The 15220-nt window shown below is 58.9% G+C and carries 14 protein-coding genes; 3 read left to right on the top strand and 11 right to left on the bottom strand.

Annotated features, from left to right (window positions below; all coding sequences use genetic code 11):
- Nucleotides 1-253, top strand: a 253-nt coding sequence (locus QD461_RS35410) for a DDE-type integrase/transposase/recombinase (protein WP_414091528.1), incomplete at its 5' end; no start/stop codon positions are given.
- A gap of 157 nt (nucleotides 254-410) precedes the next feature.
- On the opposite strand, the gene QD461_RS35405 is transcribed toward QD461_RS35410, so the two are convergent.
- The 9 genes from QD461_RS35405 to QD461_RS35365 all read right to left on the bottom strand — a co-directional run bounded on the left by QD461_RS35405 (nucleotide 411) and on the right by QD461_RS35365 (nucleotide 12320).
- On the bottom strand, nucleotides 411-887 hold the full coding sequence (locus QD461_RS35405; RefSeq protein WP_414091527.1) for a hypothetical protein: 477 nt from the start codon (nucleotides 885-887) through the stop codon (nucleotides 411-413).
- Nucleotides 877-1455: a DUF2478 domain-containing protein gene (locus tag QD461_RS35400; RefSeq protein ID WP_414091526.1), complete on the bottom strand. Its 579-nt coding sequence runs from the start codon at nucleotides 1453-1455 to the stop codon at nucleotides 877-879. Before QD461_RS35400 ends, QD461_RS35405 begins: the two co-directional genes overlap by 11 nt.
- 172 nt (nucleotides 1456-1627) lie before the next feature.
- Nucleotides 1628-1930 (bottom strand): hypothetical protein, encoded by a 303-nt coding sequence (locus QD461_RS35395; protein ID WP_414091525.1) that lies wholly within the window; start codon nucleotides 1928-1930, stop codon nucleotides 1628-1630.
- A 9-nt stretch (nucleotides 1931-1939) separates the two neighbouring features.
- The gene (locus QD461_RS35390) at nucleotides 1940-2830 is read right to left on the bottom strand and encodes a peptidylprolyl isomerase (RefSeq protein ID WP_414091524.1); all 891 of its coding nucleotides are present in this window, start codon (nucleotides 2828-2830) and stop codon (nucleotides 1940-1942) included.
- Nucleotides 2831-2833: 3 nt separating this feature from the next.
- Nucleotides 2834-3565 carry a respiratory nitrate reductase subunit gamma gene (gene narI / locus QD461_RS35385; protein ID WP_414091523.1) on the bottom strand — a complete coding sequence of 244 codons (732 nt, stop codon included), beginning with the start codon at nucleotides 3563-3565 and terminating at the stop codon, nucleotides 2834-2836.
- A 12-nt stretch (nucleotides 3566-3577) separates the two neighbouring features.
- Nucleotides 3578-4288, bottom strand: coding sequence for a nitrate reductase molybdenum cofactor assembly chaperone (gene narJ, locus QD461_RS35380; protein ID WP_414091522.1), 711 nt, complete (start codon nucleotides 4286-4288; stop codon nucleotides 3578-3580).
- Nucleotides 4288-5814 carry a nitrate reductase subunit beta gene (gene narH, locus QD461_RS35375; protein ID WP_414091521.1) on the bottom strand — a complete coding sequence of 509 codons (1527 nt, stop codon included), beginning with the start codon at nucleotides 5812-5814 and terminating at the stop codon, nucleotides 4288-4290. Before narH ends, narJ begins: the two co-directional genes overlap by 1 nt.
- On the bottom strand, nucleotides 5811-9554 hold the full coding sequence (locus QD461_RS35370) for a nitrate reductase subunit alpha (protein ID WP_414091520.1): 3744 nt from the start codon (nucleotides 9552-9554) through the stop codon (nucleotides 5811-5813). The genes narH and QD461_RS35370 overlap by 4 nt, the downstream gene beginning before the upstream one ends.
- 15 nt (nucleotides 9555-9569) lie before the next feature.
- Nucleotides 9570-12320: a nitrate/nitrite transporter gene (locus QD461_RS35365; RefSeq protein WP_414091519.1), complete on the bottom strand. Its 2751-nt coding sequence runs from the start codon at nucleotides 12318-12320 to the stop codon at nucleotides 9570-9572.
- 247 nt (nucleotides 12321-12567) lie between these two features.
- Here QD461_RS35365 and QD461_RS35360 point away from each other — a divergent pair, with 247 nt between their 5' ends.
- On the top strand, nucleotides 12568-13287 hold the full coding sequence (locus QD461_RS35360; RefSeq protein WP_414091518.1) for a helix-turn-helix domain-containing protein: 720 nt from the start codon (nucleotides 12568-12570) through the stop codon (nucleotides 13285-13287).
- A 631-nt stretch (nucleotides 13288-13918) separates the two neighbouring features.
- Here the strand turns inward: QD461_RS35360 and QD461_RS35355 are convergent.
- Nucleotides 13919-14215 carry a PsiF family protein gene (locus tag QD461_RS35355; RefSeq protein ID WP_414091517.1) on the bottom strand — a complete coding sequence of 99 codons (297 nt, stop codon included), beginning with the start codon at nucleotides 14213-14215 and terminating at the stop codon, nucleotides 13919-13921.
- Nucleotides 14216-14698: 483 nt separating this feature from the next.
- On the opposite strand from QD461_RS35355, the gene QD461_RS35350 reads away from it, so the two are divergent.
- On the top strand, nucleotides 14699-14902 hold the full coding sequence (locus QD461_RS35350; RefSeq protein WP_414091516.1) for a cold-shock protein: 204 nt from the start codon (nucleotides 14699-14701) through the stop codon (nucleotides 14900-14902).
- A gap of 123 nt (nucleotides 14903-15025) precedes the next feature.
- Here the strand turns inward: QD461_RS35350 and QD461_RS35345 are convergent.
- Nucleotides 15026-15220: type II toxin-antitoxin system RelE/ParE family toxin (locus QD461_RS35345; RefSeq protein ID WP_414091515.1), on the bottom strand; the 195-nt coding region annotated here is incomplete at its 5' end.

The raw sequence follows: 15220 nt of genomic DNA, 5'->3' as shown, positions 1-15220 counted from the left end.
GATCATGCCCGGCGTCGAGCATCGGTCCCACAAAGGCCTGAACAATCGGGCGGAGAACTCTCACCAGCCGATCCGGCGGCGAGAGCGGATCATGAAGCGCTTCAAGTCAAGGCGACATTTGCAACGCTTCATCTCCGTCCATGATCCGATTGTCAACCTGTTCCACATTCCACGCCACGACATACCCTCCGGCCATCATCGCGAACTGCGCGCAGCGGCGATGAACCTGTGGACGAAAATCGCGCGGGCATGAGCGGTGCCTGCGACGAGCGTCATCCTTTTGCTGCTCGGCCGTTAACTTTACGATGCCCCGTCGGGTCCGCTTCCTGTCGATTTGTTTTCGACGATTGCCGAGCTTTTTTCAAACGAGATCGGAAATGGGGAGCCGTCAGCATCCTCGAATGGGCACACTAGAAGAGAACAAGCCCATGAGCTCCGGCAACAGCGCCGAATGCCGTCACGACGGCGAGCAGAAGAAGAAGTTCGTGCAGGCGGCTTATGTGACGGAAGGCTGCCCGCGAGTCCTTCTGAGCGTCCCGCTGGAACTTCGCGTGGAAAAGCGGCTCGATCACAAACAGCATAAGCATGAAGATCAGCCACATGCCAAACATTGCCGACATCCACCAGAAGTTCGGATCGGCGAAGCGGTCCCAGAGCTCCATCCTGTAGGTCATCCAGAGGCCCGTTATGCCGGCAACCGGTACAGAGATGCGAACCTGTACCGAGAAATGCCGTTCAACCCTTTCGAACAGCATCTGTGCGTCAGCACTGACCCGATCCGATCTGACGAGCGGCAATATGACCAGCGTCACGAAGCTCAGTCCGCCGATCCAATGAATGACGGCAAGAACATGCAGAGCACGGGCGACCACGATGTCATCCATCATTCGCCCCCACGTGACGACCGTCATTCCTGCCATCGATGGCGCGAGCGCGGACGATTTGCATCGTCAACCAATTGCCGGCAAGATCCGGTAGCGCGATTTCTTTGGCAAATCCGGCCGCGAACTCCCGAAACGGTACAAGATTGATCTCTGGAACGCCGATCAAAACTGGAACCGAAAGTTCCATTGCCCGGGCGATCAGCGATCGGAAGCCACCGCCCTCCACCTCAGTCTTGCCGAACTTGCAGAGCACCAGGAGATCAGTTTTGTCGGAGAGCTTCTCTTCTGCGGCCTCGCATGCCACAAGCAATCGATCGGTATCGAGGACGCATCCGCGGGCTTCTGGTCCGCGATCCTCGCTTATTCCATGGAGCTTACCGGTCGTAAGATCTCTAAGATACAGTTCGCATTTGACGCGATCAGGACGCGGCTCGCTATGCTGGATAAGACCGGCAAGGCGCATGCCCTCTTCCATCATCGTCTTTGTGAGCTCGCGCAGAAATCTCTCGAAATCTGATCCTTTCGAATAGACGATCGCGGTGATGGGGTAGCTGGAACGATCGAGGCTCATTGGCGGCTTCCTTCGGATTGGCATTCATTGGGATAGGGGTGCGCTTCGAGCGCCTTCACCGAGAGGCCGGGAGGGCATGCGGTGCCTTGATCTGAGCAGCCGGGCAAATTTCACCGCCCTATGACCGGCTACGTAGGAGGACGCCATCCTGACATGTGCAGGGAAACATCTGTCATGTGGTAGCGCGAGCGTCACGGCAAGCTTCCTCCGGCAACACCTTGTTCAGGATGGCGCGAACCGCGGCAAGGCCCGGATCCTCGGAGCGATTCATGATACCGATCAGCTGCACGAAATGATCGTCGGATGCCGTTTCCATGAACGAGCGGACGATCGCCGCAAAGTAGCTTGCCGGCTCCATCGCTTCAGCAGCAGCTGCGTTTTCGAGCCGTTCGGCCAGTCCCTCCATGCCAAGGGCATCGATCAGCCTTTCGGCGGTTTGGGGATTATCGAGGCTTGCCAGCAGCGCACCGAACATGGTTTCTCCTCACTGTACCAGAGGGGTCGCAGCACCCTTAAGCGTGATACCCCGGATGTCGGCACGGCCCACAAGCAGCGAAATATACTGCGCTGTCGCCTGCCGGCGGACATGTTCTTCGAGATATTCGGCGATCTGCGCCCTGACTGCTTCGAACGGCAGGAGCGAACCCTCGATCTTGCGAACGAGGCGAATGAGATGAACCCCATAGCGGCTTTCGACGGGCGCCGATATCTTGCCGACGGCAAGCTCAATCAATGCGGCTTCGAATTCCGGGGTCGTATCTCCCAGGCTGATCTGCCCGAGGCTGCCACCGACCTCGCGGGAGGGACAGTCGGAACAGTCTCTGGCCAATTCGGCAAAGCGCTCCGGCTCGCGTTCCAGAGCACCAGCAAGTGAGGCCACCCGCTCGCGCGCCTCGGCGAAGGCGTCGGCATCCTGCCGCCGCGCTGCAATCAGGATATGATCCGCCTCGAAAAGCGGCGGCGTCACGAAACGCTTGCGGTTATTGTCATAGAAGCGACGTAGCGCCTCCTCGTCTGCCGCAGGCGTCTGCACTTCCCGCTCGAGGAGCACACGCAGCAGCGCGTCTTCGTCGGTTTCGACGCCCCCCTCGGCATCGGCCTGTGGCTCGATGAGGATGCCCAGGCACCGCGCCTCCTCCAAAAGCAGATGGCGAACGACGAGCGCCCGCGTCGCGGCATGCCACGCAGCACCCGGATTGCCAGCCGGGAAATTCTGCGTCTCGGCAGCGATGTCCTTGCGAGAGATCGGCACGCCATTGACGCTGACCGGCGGCATGATCCTTGCCCCGGCCGCGCGACTTGGCTGGTGATCATGCCGGTGCTCGTGCTCGTCGAGAGGCTGTGTTGCGGTACGGTCGATGATGATGGAAACCATGGGTCACTCCCCCGGATGGCGGTAGGAATGGGACGGATGGCGCCGTCGATCGAAGCGGCTCCGCACGACCTGATAGCCGGGACGCCCGAGATACCAGATCGGTGCACTCCAGACATGGACCAGGCGGGTAAACGGAAACAGCAAGAAGATCGTCATGCCGAGCAACAGGTGCATTTTGAAGATGGGATGCACGTCCGCGACATAGGCAGCGGCAGCCGGCTGCAGCGTCAGAATGCCCTGCGCCCAGTTCATGAACTTTACCATCTCATGACCGTCCATATGGTGGAGCGAGACGAAGATGGTGGAGAGGCCCAGCGTCAGCTGCAGCCATAGAATGAGCAGGATCGCCATGTCCCCGAAGCTCGACGTCGCGCGGATACGCGGATCGAAGAAGCGACGATGGGCAAGAAGCGAGATGCCGATGAAGCAAGCGATGCCGGCGACACCACCGACGGCGATCGCAAGTCCCTGCTTGAAACTGTGCGGGATCCCAAGCGCGTCGAAAATCGCGATCGGCGTCAGCAGCCCGCCGGCATGGCCGATGAAGATGACCAGAATGCCAATATGAAAGAGATTGGAACCCCAACGCAGCTGCTTGCGGCGGAGCAACTGCGACGAGCCGGTCTTCCAGGTATATTGCTCGCGATCGAAGCGGATCAGGCTGCCAAGCAGGAAGATGGTGAGGCAGAAATAGGGATACCAGCCGAAGAGTGCGGAATTGATCGTCTCGGACATGATCTTCCTCCTTCAATGAGCGTTGCTGCGCGCATCGCGATGTGCGGCCCGCAGTCGGGTTTGAAGCCGTTCGGTGGAACAGCCATCCATGGCCCCGCTTCCCGGACCGAAGGTGACGGTCGTTTCCTCCCATTCCGCATCAAGCGCGGCGAGATCGCCGGCCCCTCCTTCGGACAGATCCGCTTCGCCGGGCGCATCGAGCGGGACGCCCGCCATGACGCGAATGGCCGTTAACACGGCTGCATAGGGAGAAGCCCTTGAGACCAGGCGCTCTTCAAGCGCACCCAGAATATGGGCCGTCTCGGAGAGAAGGTTCAGTGCTTCGCCAAGCGGCTTTGTCGACAGGTATTCGAGGAAGAGCGGCAGATAGTCCGGAAGCTCATTGGCCTGGAGTTCCAATCCGTCCTTCTCATAGAGGGCGGCAAGATCGACCATGGCCTGGCCGCGATCGCGGCTTTCTCCATGCACATGCTCAAAGAGATGCAGCGAAAGGCGCCGGCTCCTGTCGAAGAGTTCGACATAGCGTTCCTGCAGCTCGAAGAGATCGAGCGATGCAAGATCGTTGAGAAGCGGGCGAAGCGCCGATGCGGCGGAAGGCGGTACGAGCTTTTCCGCGGCGATCGCCTCTTCGATCTCCGGCACGGCGGCGCAGAGTTCTTCTGACGGATAGGTCAGGAGTGCGGAGAGTGCGCGGAGGGTAAGAACGGCATGTCTCTCGGTCATTATGCGATCTCCATCGGGTTCTTGGCCTTCTTCTGCGCCTTCGTGCCGAAGAGATTGGTCTCGCTTGAGCCACCGGAACAGCCGTTGCCAAAGGAGAAGCCGCAGGAGCCGCGCAGATCATAGGCGTCCTCGCTCCATTCGCGGTGCGCCGTCGGGATGACGAAGCGGTCTTCGTAGTTGGCAATCGCCATGATCTGGTACATGTCCTCGATATCGGCGCCGGTGAGCCCGACATTCTGGGCAATACGTTCATCGATGCGGCCGTCGATGGACTTGGCACGCATGTAGCCGCGCATGGCAAGCATGCGCTCAAGCGCCAGTGCCACGGGCTCCTCGTTGCCTGCGGTAAGGAGGTTGGCGAGATATTGAAGCGGAATGCGCAGCGAACGAACGTCCGGCATATCGCCGTTCAGGCCCATCTTGCCCGCGGACGCCGCCGATTGGATCGGCGAAAGCGGCGGCACATACCACACCATAGGCAAGGTGCGATATTCGGGATGCAGCGGGAAGGCGACCTTCCAATCCATCGCCATCTTCCAGATCGGCGAAACAACGGCGGCCTCAAGCCATGCCTCCGGCACGCCGTCGGCGCGCGCCTGGGCGATCACCTTCGGATCCTTCGGATCCAGGAAGAGATCGAGCTGGGCCTGGTAGAGATCCTTCTCGTCCGGTGCGCTTGCGGCCGCCTCGATGCGGTCGGCATCGTAAAGCAGCACGCCAAGATAGCGAATACGCCCGACGCAGGTTTCCGAGCAGACGGTCGGCTGGCCGGCCTCGATACGAGGATAGCAGAAGATGCACTTTTCCGATTTACCGGACGACCAGTTGTAATAGATCTTCTTGTAAGGGCAGCCGGAAACGCACATGCGCCAGCCGCGGCACTTGTCCTGGTCGATGAGCACGATGCCATCTTCTTCACGCTTGTAGATCGCGCCCGAGGGACAGACGGCAGCACAGGCCGGGTTGAGGCAGTGCTCGCACAGCCGGGGCAGGTACATCATGAAGGTGTTCTCGAACTGGCCGTAGATCTCCTTCTCGATGCCCTCGAAGTTCACGTCCTTGGAGCGCTTCTCGAATTCGCCGCCAAGGATTTCCTCCCAGTTCGGCCCCCATTCGATCTTCTCGATGCGTTCGCCTGAAATCAGCGACCGCGGGCGCGCGGTCGGAAAGGCCTTCGATTCCTTGGCGGTGTGCAGATGGTCGTAGTCGAATGTGAAGGGTTCGTAGTAGTCGTCGATTTCGGGCAGGTCAGGATTGGCGAAGATATTGGCGAGGATGCGCCATTTCGCACCGATCTTCGGCTCGATCTTGCCGTTTCGCTTGCGCCGCCAGCCGCCGTTCCATTTCTCCTGGTTTTCCCATTCGCGGGGATAGCCGACGCCAGGCTTGGTCTCGACATTGTTGAACCAGGCATATTCGACGCCCTCGCGGCTGGTCCAAACGTTCTTACAGGTGACCGAACAGGTATGGCAGCCGATGCATTTGTCGAGATTGAGAACCATCGCGATCTGGGCACGGATCTTCATTCTGCAGCCTCCTTCTGAGCATTGGTTGTAAGCGGCTCTTCCAGCCAATCGACCTTGGACATCTTGCGTACGACGACGAATTCATCGCGGTTGGAGCCGACGGTGCCGTAATAGTTGAAGCCGTAGGCAAGCTGAGCATAGCCGCCGATCATATGGGTCGGCTTCAGGACCGTGCGGTTCACCGAGTTATGAATGCCGCCGCGGTTGCCGGTGAGTTCCGAGCCGGGCGTGTTAATGATCTTCTCCTGGGCGTGATACATCAGTACCATGCCCGGCTTGATGCGCTGCGAAACGACGGCACGGGCCGTCAGCGCGCCATTGGCGTTGAAGACTTCGACCCAGTCGTTGTCGACGATACCTGCCAACTTCGCGTCCGTCTCGGAAACCCAGACGACTGGTCCGCCCCGGTTCAGGGTCAGCATCAGGAGGTTGTCGGTGTAAGTGGAATGGATGCCCCATTTCTGGTGCGGCGTCAGGAAATTGAGGACAATTTCCTTGTTGCCGTTCGGATGACGATCCTTGACGACGCCGATGGTCTTCAGATCGACCGGCGGTTTCCAGGTAACGAGACCTTCCCCGAAAGCCCGCATCCAAAGATGATCCTGATATAGCTGCTGGCGGCCGGTGAGCGTACGCCAGGGGATTAACTCATGGACGTTGGTATAGCTGGCATTGTAGCAGACCTTCTCGCTCTCGATGCCTGACCAGGTGGGCGACGAGATGATCTTGCGAGGCTGCGCCTGTATATCGCGATAGCGGATCTTCTCGTCTTCCTTGGGAAGGGCGAGATGCGCGTGGTCGCGGCCGGTCGCCTTCGACAGGGCTTCCCAGGCCTTCACCGCCACTTCGCCATTGGTCTCCGGCGCGAGCATCAAGATGACCTCTGCCGCGTCGATGTCGGTCTCGATTTTCGCAAGGCCCTTTGCCGCACCGTCCCGATGCACGCCGTTCAGCGCTGCAAGCGCCGCCACTTCGTGCTCGGTCTTCCAACTGATGCCCTTGCCGCCATTGCCGATCGAGGTCATCAGTGGTCCGAGTGCGGTAAAGCGGGCATGGATGTTCGGATAATCGCGCTCGACGACTGCGACCGATGGCATGCTACGGCCGGGAATCGGCTCGATCTCGCCACGTTTCCAGTCCTTGACATCGAAGGGTTGCGCCAGTTCTCCGGCGCTGTCGTGTTGAATTGGCGTCAGTACGACGTCCTGTTCGACACCAAGTACTTCCGGGGCGACCCGCGAAAAGGCTTCGGCGATACCCTTGTAGATGTCCCAATCGGAGCGTGCTTCCCAAGCCGGATCGACTGCCGCCGACAGCGGATGGATGAAGGGATGCATGTCCGAGGTGTTGAGGTCGTTCTTCTCGTACCAGGTGGCAGTCGGCAAAACGATGTCGGAGTAGACGCATGTGGTCGACATGCGGAAATCCAGCGTCACCAGCAGGTCGAGCTTGCCGCGCGGTGCCTCGTCGTGCCAGACGACTTCCTTGTTGCGGACAGCCCCTTCCGGTCCGAGGTCCTTGCCCATGACGCCGTTTTCGGTGCCGAGCAGATGCTTCAGGAAGTACTCGTGCCCCTTGCCGGAGGAGCCGAGCAGGTTCGAACGCCAGACGAACATGTTGCGCGGCCAGTTAGCCGGATCATCGGGATCTTTGCATGAAAGCTCTAGCTCGCCGGATTTCAGGGCCTTCGCGACATAATCCTTCGCCTCCAAGCCGGCCGCCTTCGCTTTTTCCGCAATCGAGAGCGGGTTGACCTTCAACTGCGGGGCCGACGGCAGCCAACCCATGCGCTCGGCGCGGACGTTGTAGTCGATGAAACTGCTTTCCCAATCGCCTTCCGGCGCCGTCGGCGACAGGATTTCGGCCGCCGTCAGCGTCTCGTAGCGCCACTGATCGGTATGCGCATAGAAGAACGACGTCGAGTTTTGGTGGCGCGGCGGACGAGACCAGTCGAGCCCGAAGGCAAGCGGCGTCCAGCCAGTCTGCGGCCGCAGTTTCTCCTGCCCGACATAGTGGGACCAGCCGCCGCCGGACTGACCGATCGCGCCACAGAAGACAAGGAGATTGATCACGCCGCGGTAATTCATGTCCATGTTGTACCAATGGTTCATGCCGGCACCGATGATGATCATCGAGCGGCCATTGGTTTTCTCGGCATTGGTTGCGAATTCACGGGCAACTGTAATAATCGCATCGCGCTTGACGCCGGTGATGTGCTCTGCCCAGGCGGGCGTAAAGGGCACGTTCTCATCGTAATCGCGAGCAACATTCGCGCCGCCGAAGCCGCGATCGAGACCGTAATTCGCCATCATCAGATCATAGACGGTCGCGACCTTGATGGGCGCGCCATCGGTCCCGGCGATTGTCCGGACAGGGACATTGCGGGTGAGGATTTCGCCATGTTCGGTCGCTACGAAATGCTCCGTGGCCCGGCCGCCGAAATAGGGAAAATCGACTGCCTCGATCGCAGCGCCCTCACCTGCAAGCGAGAGCTTGAGAGACGTGTTCCGGCCGTGGCCGTCCTTCTCCTCAAGATTCCACTTGGCCGTTTCTCCCCAGCGATAGCCGACGGAACCGAGAGGAGCGACCAGCTCACCCGTCTTCTCATCGATCGCGACCGTCTTCCATTCCGGATTGTTGGCTTCACCGAGCCCGCCTTCCAGTTCCGAAGCCCTGAGCAGGCGTTCGGGAACCAAACGGCCCTCGCGCTCCACAAGCCGCACGAGGAACGGCATATCCGTATAGCGGCGGGTATAATCCTCGAAATAGGGAACCGACCGCTCGAGGTAATATTCGCGCAGGATCACATGGCCCATGGCAAGCGCCAGCGCTGCATCCGTTCCCTGCTTCGGGTTCAGCCAGATATCGGCGAATTTCGTCGCCTCGGCATAGTCGGGACTGACGACGGCGCTCTTGGTGCCCTTGTAGCGGACTTCGGTGTAGAAATGCGCATCCGGCGTACGCGTCTGCGGCACGTTCGAGCCCCAGACGATGATAAAGCCGGCATTGTACCAGTCAGCGCTCTCGGGCACATCGGTCTGCTCGCCCCAGGTTTGCGGGCTTGCCGGCGGCAGGTCGCAATACCAATCGTAAAAGGACATGCATACGCCGCCGATGAGCGAGAGATAACGCGCGCCCGCCGCATAGGAGACCATCGACATCGCCGGGATCGGCGAGAAGCCGATGACGCGGTCCGGGCCATGCGCCTTGATCGTATAGGCATTGGCCGCAGCAACGATTTCCGTCACCTCGTCCCAATTCGCCCGCACGAAGCCGCCATGGCCGCGAATGGAGATGTAGGACTTGCGCTTTTCGGCATCCTCGACGATCGACGCCCAGGCGGCGACGGGCGACATGGTTTGCCGTGCCTTGCGCCAGAGCTTCAGGAGCCGCCCCCGGATCATCGGATATTTCACGCGCGCGCCGGAATAAAGATACCAGCTATAGGAGGCGCCCCGCGAACAGCCGCGCGGTTCATGGTTCGGCAGATCCGGTCGCGTACGCGGATAGTCCGTCTGCTGCGTCTCCCAGGTGACGATGCCGCCCTTCACATAGATCTTCCACGAGCAGGAACCCGTACAGTTCACGCCATGGGTCGAGCGGACGATCTTGTCGTGCTGCCAGCGTTTGCGGTAACCGTCCTCCCAGGAGCGATCCTCGCTGGTGACGATGCCGTGGCCGTTGGAAAACTGGCCGACATTCTTTCGAAAGAAGGTGAGCCGGTCGAGGAAATGGGACATGTGGTTCTCCTGATCTTACTCGGCCGCCGCGGCCTTGCCGGTGGTATTTCGCTTGTTGCGCTCGACGTCGTAGAGAAGGCTGCCCTTGCGGGTATAGGCCGCCCATGTGAGGACGAGGCAGGTCACGTAGAAGATAAGGAAGGCCCAGATTGCCGCCTGCGGCCCGCCCGTGAAGGTGATCGACAGCCCGTAACCCATCGGAATGAAGAAGGCGCCGAAGGCAGCGATGGCCGAGGTAAAGCCGGTGATCGCAGCGGATTCCTTTTCCGCCTCCAGGCGACGGGCTTCCGGCGTCGTTTCCGGCATCAGCCGGATCATTTCCTTGCCCATGATCGCCGGGATCATCTGGAAGGTCGAAGCATTGCCGACGCCGGTTGCGAAGAAGAGCACGAGGAAGGAGATGAAGAAGCCCCAGAAGGCGCCCGGTTGATCCTTGGCCGCGATGAACCAGAGGACGCCGCCGGCACCGGCCATCATCAATACGAAGACCCAGAAGGTGACTCGCGCGCCGCCGAAGCGGTCGGCAAGCCAGCCTGTTCCCGAGCGGGAAAGTGCGCCGACCAGCGGACCAAGAAAAGCGAACTGCAGCGCGTTGACATCGGGAAACAGCGTCTTGGCAAGCAGCGGAAAGCCCGCCGAATAGCCGATGAAGGAGCCGAAGGTTCCGGTATAAAGCCAGCACATGATCCAATTGTGCCTGCGCTGGAAAATGACCGCCTGCTCGGCGAATGAGGCCTTTACCGAAGCGATGTCGTTCATCCCGAACCAGGAAGCAAAAGCCGAGATCGCGATGAAGGGCACAAAGAAGAAGCCGGCATTCTGCAGCCAGAGCGGTGCGCTGCCGGTCGCTGCCTTCGTCATCACCGGATCGCCGCCGAGCCAGCCGAAGATGCCGATGGTGATGACCAGCGGAACGACGAACTGGACGACGCTAACGCCGAGGTTGCCGAGACCGGCATTGAGGGCCAGCGCATTGCCCTTTTCCGACTTTGGAAAGAAGAAGGAAATATTGGACATCGATGAGGCGAAGTTGCCGCCGCCGAAGCCGCAAAGCAGGGCAAGAAGAAGGAAGACGATATAGGGCGTATTCGGATTCTGCACCGCAAAACCGATGCCGACGGCAGGAATGATCAGTGACCAGGTCGTGAGCGTCGTCCATAGACGGCCGCCGAAAATCGGCACCATGAAGGAATAGAAAATCCGGAAGGTCGCGCCGGAAATGCCGGGAAGAGCCGCCAGCCAGAAGAGCTGATCGGTGGTGAACGTGTAGCCGACGAGCGGCAGCTTCGCGACGACCACGGACCAGACCTGCCACATGGCGAAGGAAAGAAGAAGCGCCGGAATCGAAAGCCAGAGATTGCGCCGCGCGATGCGCCTGCCCTTTTCCGTCCAGAAGGCCGGATCTTCCGGACGCCAGTCTGTGAGCACGGTATCGCTGCGGCGAGGCTCGACCTTCGGCGCCGGCATGCCCTGCATTTCCGGGAAGGGCGGCAGCGCGTCGAGGGTCTTTTCCACCGCACCACGCTCCATCTGACGGATGGCCATATGCATCCAGATGAGAGCAGCCGAGACCAGTAGGAACAGCGCCATGAAGCAGCTGGTCCAGAGACCGGTGAGGTCAAGCAGAACACCGAAGAGGATCGGGAGCAGGAAACCGCCGAAGCCACCGATCATCCCGACCAGCCCGCCGACGGCACCGACATGATCCGGATAATAGGCTGGAATGTGCTTGTAGACGGCAGCTTTGCCCAGCGCCATGAAGAAGCCGAGAACAAAGAGGACGACGGTAAAGCCTACCAGGCCCATCTCAAGGTGGAAGGTGGCTGGGCCGTTGAGTGTTTTGACCGCGTAGTCGGTCGGCGGATAAGCGAGGATGAAGGTGGCGACGATGGAAACCAGGAACGTCCAGTAGAGCACGCGGCGCGCGCCATAGACATCCGACAGATGGCCGCCATAGGCGCGGAAAAGGCTGGCTGGCACGGAGAAGAAGGCCGCGATCATGCCGGCGGTGCGAATATCGAGCCCGTAGACATTGATCAGATATTGCGGCAACCATAATGCAAGGGCGACAAAGGCGCCGAAAACAACGAAATAGTAGAGCGAGAACCGCCAGACCTGTACATTCTTCAGCGGTTCAAGCTCGAGCCATGCGCTCTTCGGCCTTTGACCGGTGCGGCGGCGTTCGGCATGGATGGGATCGTCTTCCGTCATGAACCAGAAGAGGATGGCCGTGACCACCAGGCCCGCCGCCCAGATCTCCGCAACCGCATGCCAGCCCCAGGCCACCAGGACCAGCGGCGCGAGAAACTTGGTGACGGCCGAGCCGACATTGCCGGCCCCGAAGATTCCGAGCGCCGTGCCCTGTTTGCCGGGCGGATACCACCGCGATACATAGGCAACCCCGATGGCAAACGAGCCGCCGGCGATGCCGACCCCGAGAGCCGCGAGAAGCATTTGCGGATATGTATGCGCATAGGTCAGCAAAAATGTTGCCGCGGCAGCGGCAAGCATGGTCCCGACGAGCACGATGCGCCCGCCATGAAAATCGGTCCAGATTCCGAGTATGACGCGGATCAACGAGCCGGTAAGAATAGGCGTGCCGACCAAAAGGCCGAATTCGGTCTCGGTGAGCCCAAGCTCGTCTCGAATTCGAATACCGATGATGGCGAAAATGGTCCAGGCTGCAAAACATATCGTAAAAGCAATCGTACTTGCAGTAAGGGCAGTACGCTGTGCCTTGTGATCAATCTCATCGAGAGCAGGCATGACGATATTCCGTTCGTGACAAAGAACGAGTCCCTCTTTGGCCTCGAAATCGGAATAACTGCGAATGCGGGATGCAACTTTGATTTTCGTCAAATGGAGGAGCCGATGGAAAGTATTTTTAAATAAAATCGAATACGCCGCGGAGGAAATTCGAGTACAACTGTCTAGATTGATTTATTTATACTTATAGATTGATAAATGTCGTGTCTTGAATATAAACTTGTCATCTATCTAAAGGAGGTCACATATGCGATCCGACAGTGCCGCGAAGATTCGGAACCTGGACCTCTTCGCAGGCATGCACGACGATGCGTTCGACACGCTTGTCTACGGCAGTTTCCTGCAACGTTTTCCCCAGGGCGTTACGCTCGTCCGCGAGAGCGACCCAGCTGACTTTCTCCACGTCGTCGTCGACGGATTGGTGGAAATGTATGCCGGAACCGGTGCGAGGGAGACGACGTTGGACATCGTGGCACCCGTTGGCGTCTTCATCCTTGCGGCCGTACTCAACGATGAGATCTGCCTTCAATCGGCACGAACGCTGGAACCGTCCAATATTCTTATGATTCCTGCGGCCAGGATCCGTCAGGCCATGCAAACCGATCCTGCTTTTGCCCGCGCGACGGTGATCGAACTCGCGGCTAGTTATCGTCGAACGATTAAAGACTTGAAAGACCAGAAATTGCGCACTGGCGCCGAGCGCTTGGCGAACTGGCTCTTGCGAACCGAAACAGAACAAGGAGGCCAAGGGTCGGTCGAAATTCGTGTAGAGAAGCGAATTCTTGCCTCCCGGCTAGGGATGACGCCAGAAAATTTGTCGCGAGCGTTTTCCGCCTTGAAGGCATACGGTGTCAAAGTCAGCGGATCGCGCGTCAGCATTTTGGACCCCGCCAGCTTAACCGGCTTTGCAAAGCCAAACACGCTGATCGATACTCCCGAGAAGAATGCCGCACTGCGCGGCAATTAGTTCATCCGGCGAAACTTAATTGCTGCCTTTGGCGGGCGCGACATGATCACTCAACATGAGGAATCCGCGCATTGCAGTGTCGTTGCTGAGAGCACGATAGGCTTCAGGTTTGACCGGCGTTTTCGATACGAGCATTCGAAATCAAGCGCACGCTTATGATCCAATAGAACGAATCACCGCTTCATGGATCGTGTAAAAACTCACCCTTCATCGCCCTTGCCAGCCCAGCGTGTCGAGTTTCACAACGCGCGGATCCATATTTCCATTTGGCGTTGATCCATTCGCTCGCCGGGGGAACCCATTGACGAATTTGTGATATCGATATCGACGCAGGGTCACGGCGAAATGCAAAAATGGGTGAAATCGCGACACAAATGAGCATCTAGGCGAAGCTTGTTCAGGCAGTAGGGACGGAATTATGAAACACGTTGCGATCGGTCGGGATCGTTTTTGCATTTGGTCCGTGATCGCCGCCATTGTTTCGTGCAGACGTCGTTCGATTTCGATCACACTGACCATCCGCTAGACAGATTTAACATTGTGTAGATGAGGGCGGGGAGACTACTCTCCGCCCCCTTTATATCGAAGCACCCGCATTTACGAGCAATTTAGCAGTTCGGGTCGACGGCCTTTAGCTCTTCTTCATGGCGGCAGTCTTGCACTGCTCACGGAATTTCTTGCGGTCCTTGCCATGCAGGCCCTTGGCATCTGCGTCAGCCGAACATTTCTTGGAAATGGCCTGCTTCTGCGCGTCAGCAGCGGCCGGCTTGGCAGCCGTGGTCGCCGCCGGCTTCGCGGCGTTGGTGGTTGCCGCAGTAGCAGCTGGTTTGACGACAGTGTCAGTGGTTGCGGCGGTTGAAGACGCCGCGAAAGCCGAGCTGGAGAATGCCAGCATGCCAGCGAGGGCGAGAGCATAGGTGATTTTCATGTGTTGCCTCCGAAAGTTAGGGGGTGTCTTAGGGGACGCATGTATTCCTGCATGCCGCATCTGAACCCGATATGAATGCCAGAATTGACGTGTGGAAACCCCTCGCGTTACGCATCGGGTTGTCGTCTCCTGTGATGGCTGGACATCATCGCCATGTTTGGCCCTCGATCACGGCCCGCGGCGCGGCCTACCCGGTCACCGTCCGCCGCAACGCAGTCATGGCCACTCATCTTGGCATCACAGTGCGTTTGGTCTGCAGTCTCCACCAACTCGGCTTGGTTCATGGAGGTCAATGTATCGGATATACTCGCCACTCCAATACTGGCGGTCTGCAATATGCAGCACTTGGTTCACCTTCTGATGGAAATCAACACCAGTGCCTTTGTTTGGCACGGAAATTTTATCCGCATGGATCAAGCTGGAATTCGAGTTATAAGTTCGGTGAGCGAGTCAAACGCGCCGCCCAATTAAAGAGGAACTATCATGCCTACTGGTACCGTTAAATTCTTCAATGAAGACAAAGGTTTTGGCTTCATTGCACCCGAAAGCGGGGGAGCGGATGTGTTCGTTCATGTCTCCGCCTTACAGCGGGGTGGTTCACTCCGAGAAGGCGAGAAGGTCAGCTACGACCTGGGCCAGGACCGCAAGACCGGAAAGGCCAAGGCCGAAAACGTCAACGTACTCTGATCGTACCAGCTAGGAAATCTGCCGTAGATTGAGCCTGTTTCATAATTGGAACAGGCTTAATCAGTCCCAGCTCTTGATGGGATCCGAACTGGCGACCCATTGACCCAGACACGAGTTGGAAGCCTAGCTGGTTGGAATAGTGTCTGGCCATTCCTGCGCGCCATGAAGTATGCGGAGAATACGAACCGCCGATTGCGTTTCAGCATAAGCTGCGACGTATGGGGTACCGTTGATCACCAGTTCGCGCGTCCCTGCAATTCTGCCAACACGACCACTCGCGGGAAAATCCATTAAGCGACGAGCGGCCGCGACGATCCG

The organism is Rhizobium sp. BR 314 (assembly GCF_047445805.1).
GTDB classification, from domain to species: Bacteria; Pseudomonadota; Alphaproteobacteria; order Rhizobiales; family Rhizobiaceae; genus Rhizobium; species Rhizobium lusitanum_B.
Note: the sequence above shows the minus strand (reverse complement) of the source record. Positions and strands in the feature narration are given on the sequence as shown.

Excerpts from the sequence above, each read along its gene's own strand:
- QD461_RS35400 (WP_414091526.1), bottom strand. The coding sequence starts at position 1,455 with ATGAGCCTCGATCGTTCCAGCTACCCCATCACCGCGATCGTCTATTCG.
- narJ (WP_414091522.1), bottom strand. The coding sequence starts at position 4,288 with ATGACCGAGAGACATGCCGTTCTTACCCTCCGCGCACTCTCCGCACTC.
- narH (WP_414091521.1), bottom strand. The coding sequence starts at position 5,814 with ATGAAGATCCGTGCCCAGATCGCGATGGTTCTCAATCTCGACAAATGC.
- QD461_RS35390 (WP_414091524.1), bottom strand. The coding sequence starts at position 2,830 with ATGGTTTCCATCATCATCGACCGTACCGCAACACAGCCTCTCGACGAG.
- QD461_RS35355 (WP_414091517.1), bottom strand. The coding sequence starts at position 14,215 with ATGAAAATCACCTATGCTCTCGCCCTCGCTGGCATGCTGGCATTCTCC.
- QD461_RS35360 (WP_414091518.1), top strand. The coding sequence starts at position 12,568 with ATGCGATCCGACAGTGCCGCGAAGATTCGGAACCTGGACCTCTTCGCA.
- QD461_RS35365 (WP_414091519.1), bottom strand. The coding sequence starts at position 12,320 with ATGCCTGCTCTCGATGAGATTGATCACAAGGCACAGCGTACTGCCCTT.
- QD461_RS35405 (WP_414091527.1), bottom strand. The coding sequence starts at position 887 with ATGATGGATGACATCGTGGTCGCCCGTGCTCTGCATGTTCTTGCCGTC.
- QD461_RS35370 (WP_414091520.1), bottom strand. The coding sequence starts at position 9,554 with ATGTCCCATTTCCTCGACCGGCTCACCTTCTTTCGAAAGAATGTCGGC.
- QD461_RS35350 (WP_414091516.1), top strand. The coding sequence starts at position 14,699 with ATGCCTACTGGTACCGTTAAATTCTTCAATGAAGACAAAGGTTTTGGC.
- QD461_RS35395 (WP_414091525.1), bottom strand. The coding sequence starts at position 1,930 with ATGTTCGGTGCGCTGCTGGCAAGCCTCGATAATCCCCAAACCGCCGAA.
- narI (WP_414091523.1), bottom strand. The coding sequence starts at position 3,565 with ATGTCCGAGACGATCAATTCCGCACTCTTCGGCTGGTATCCCTATTTC.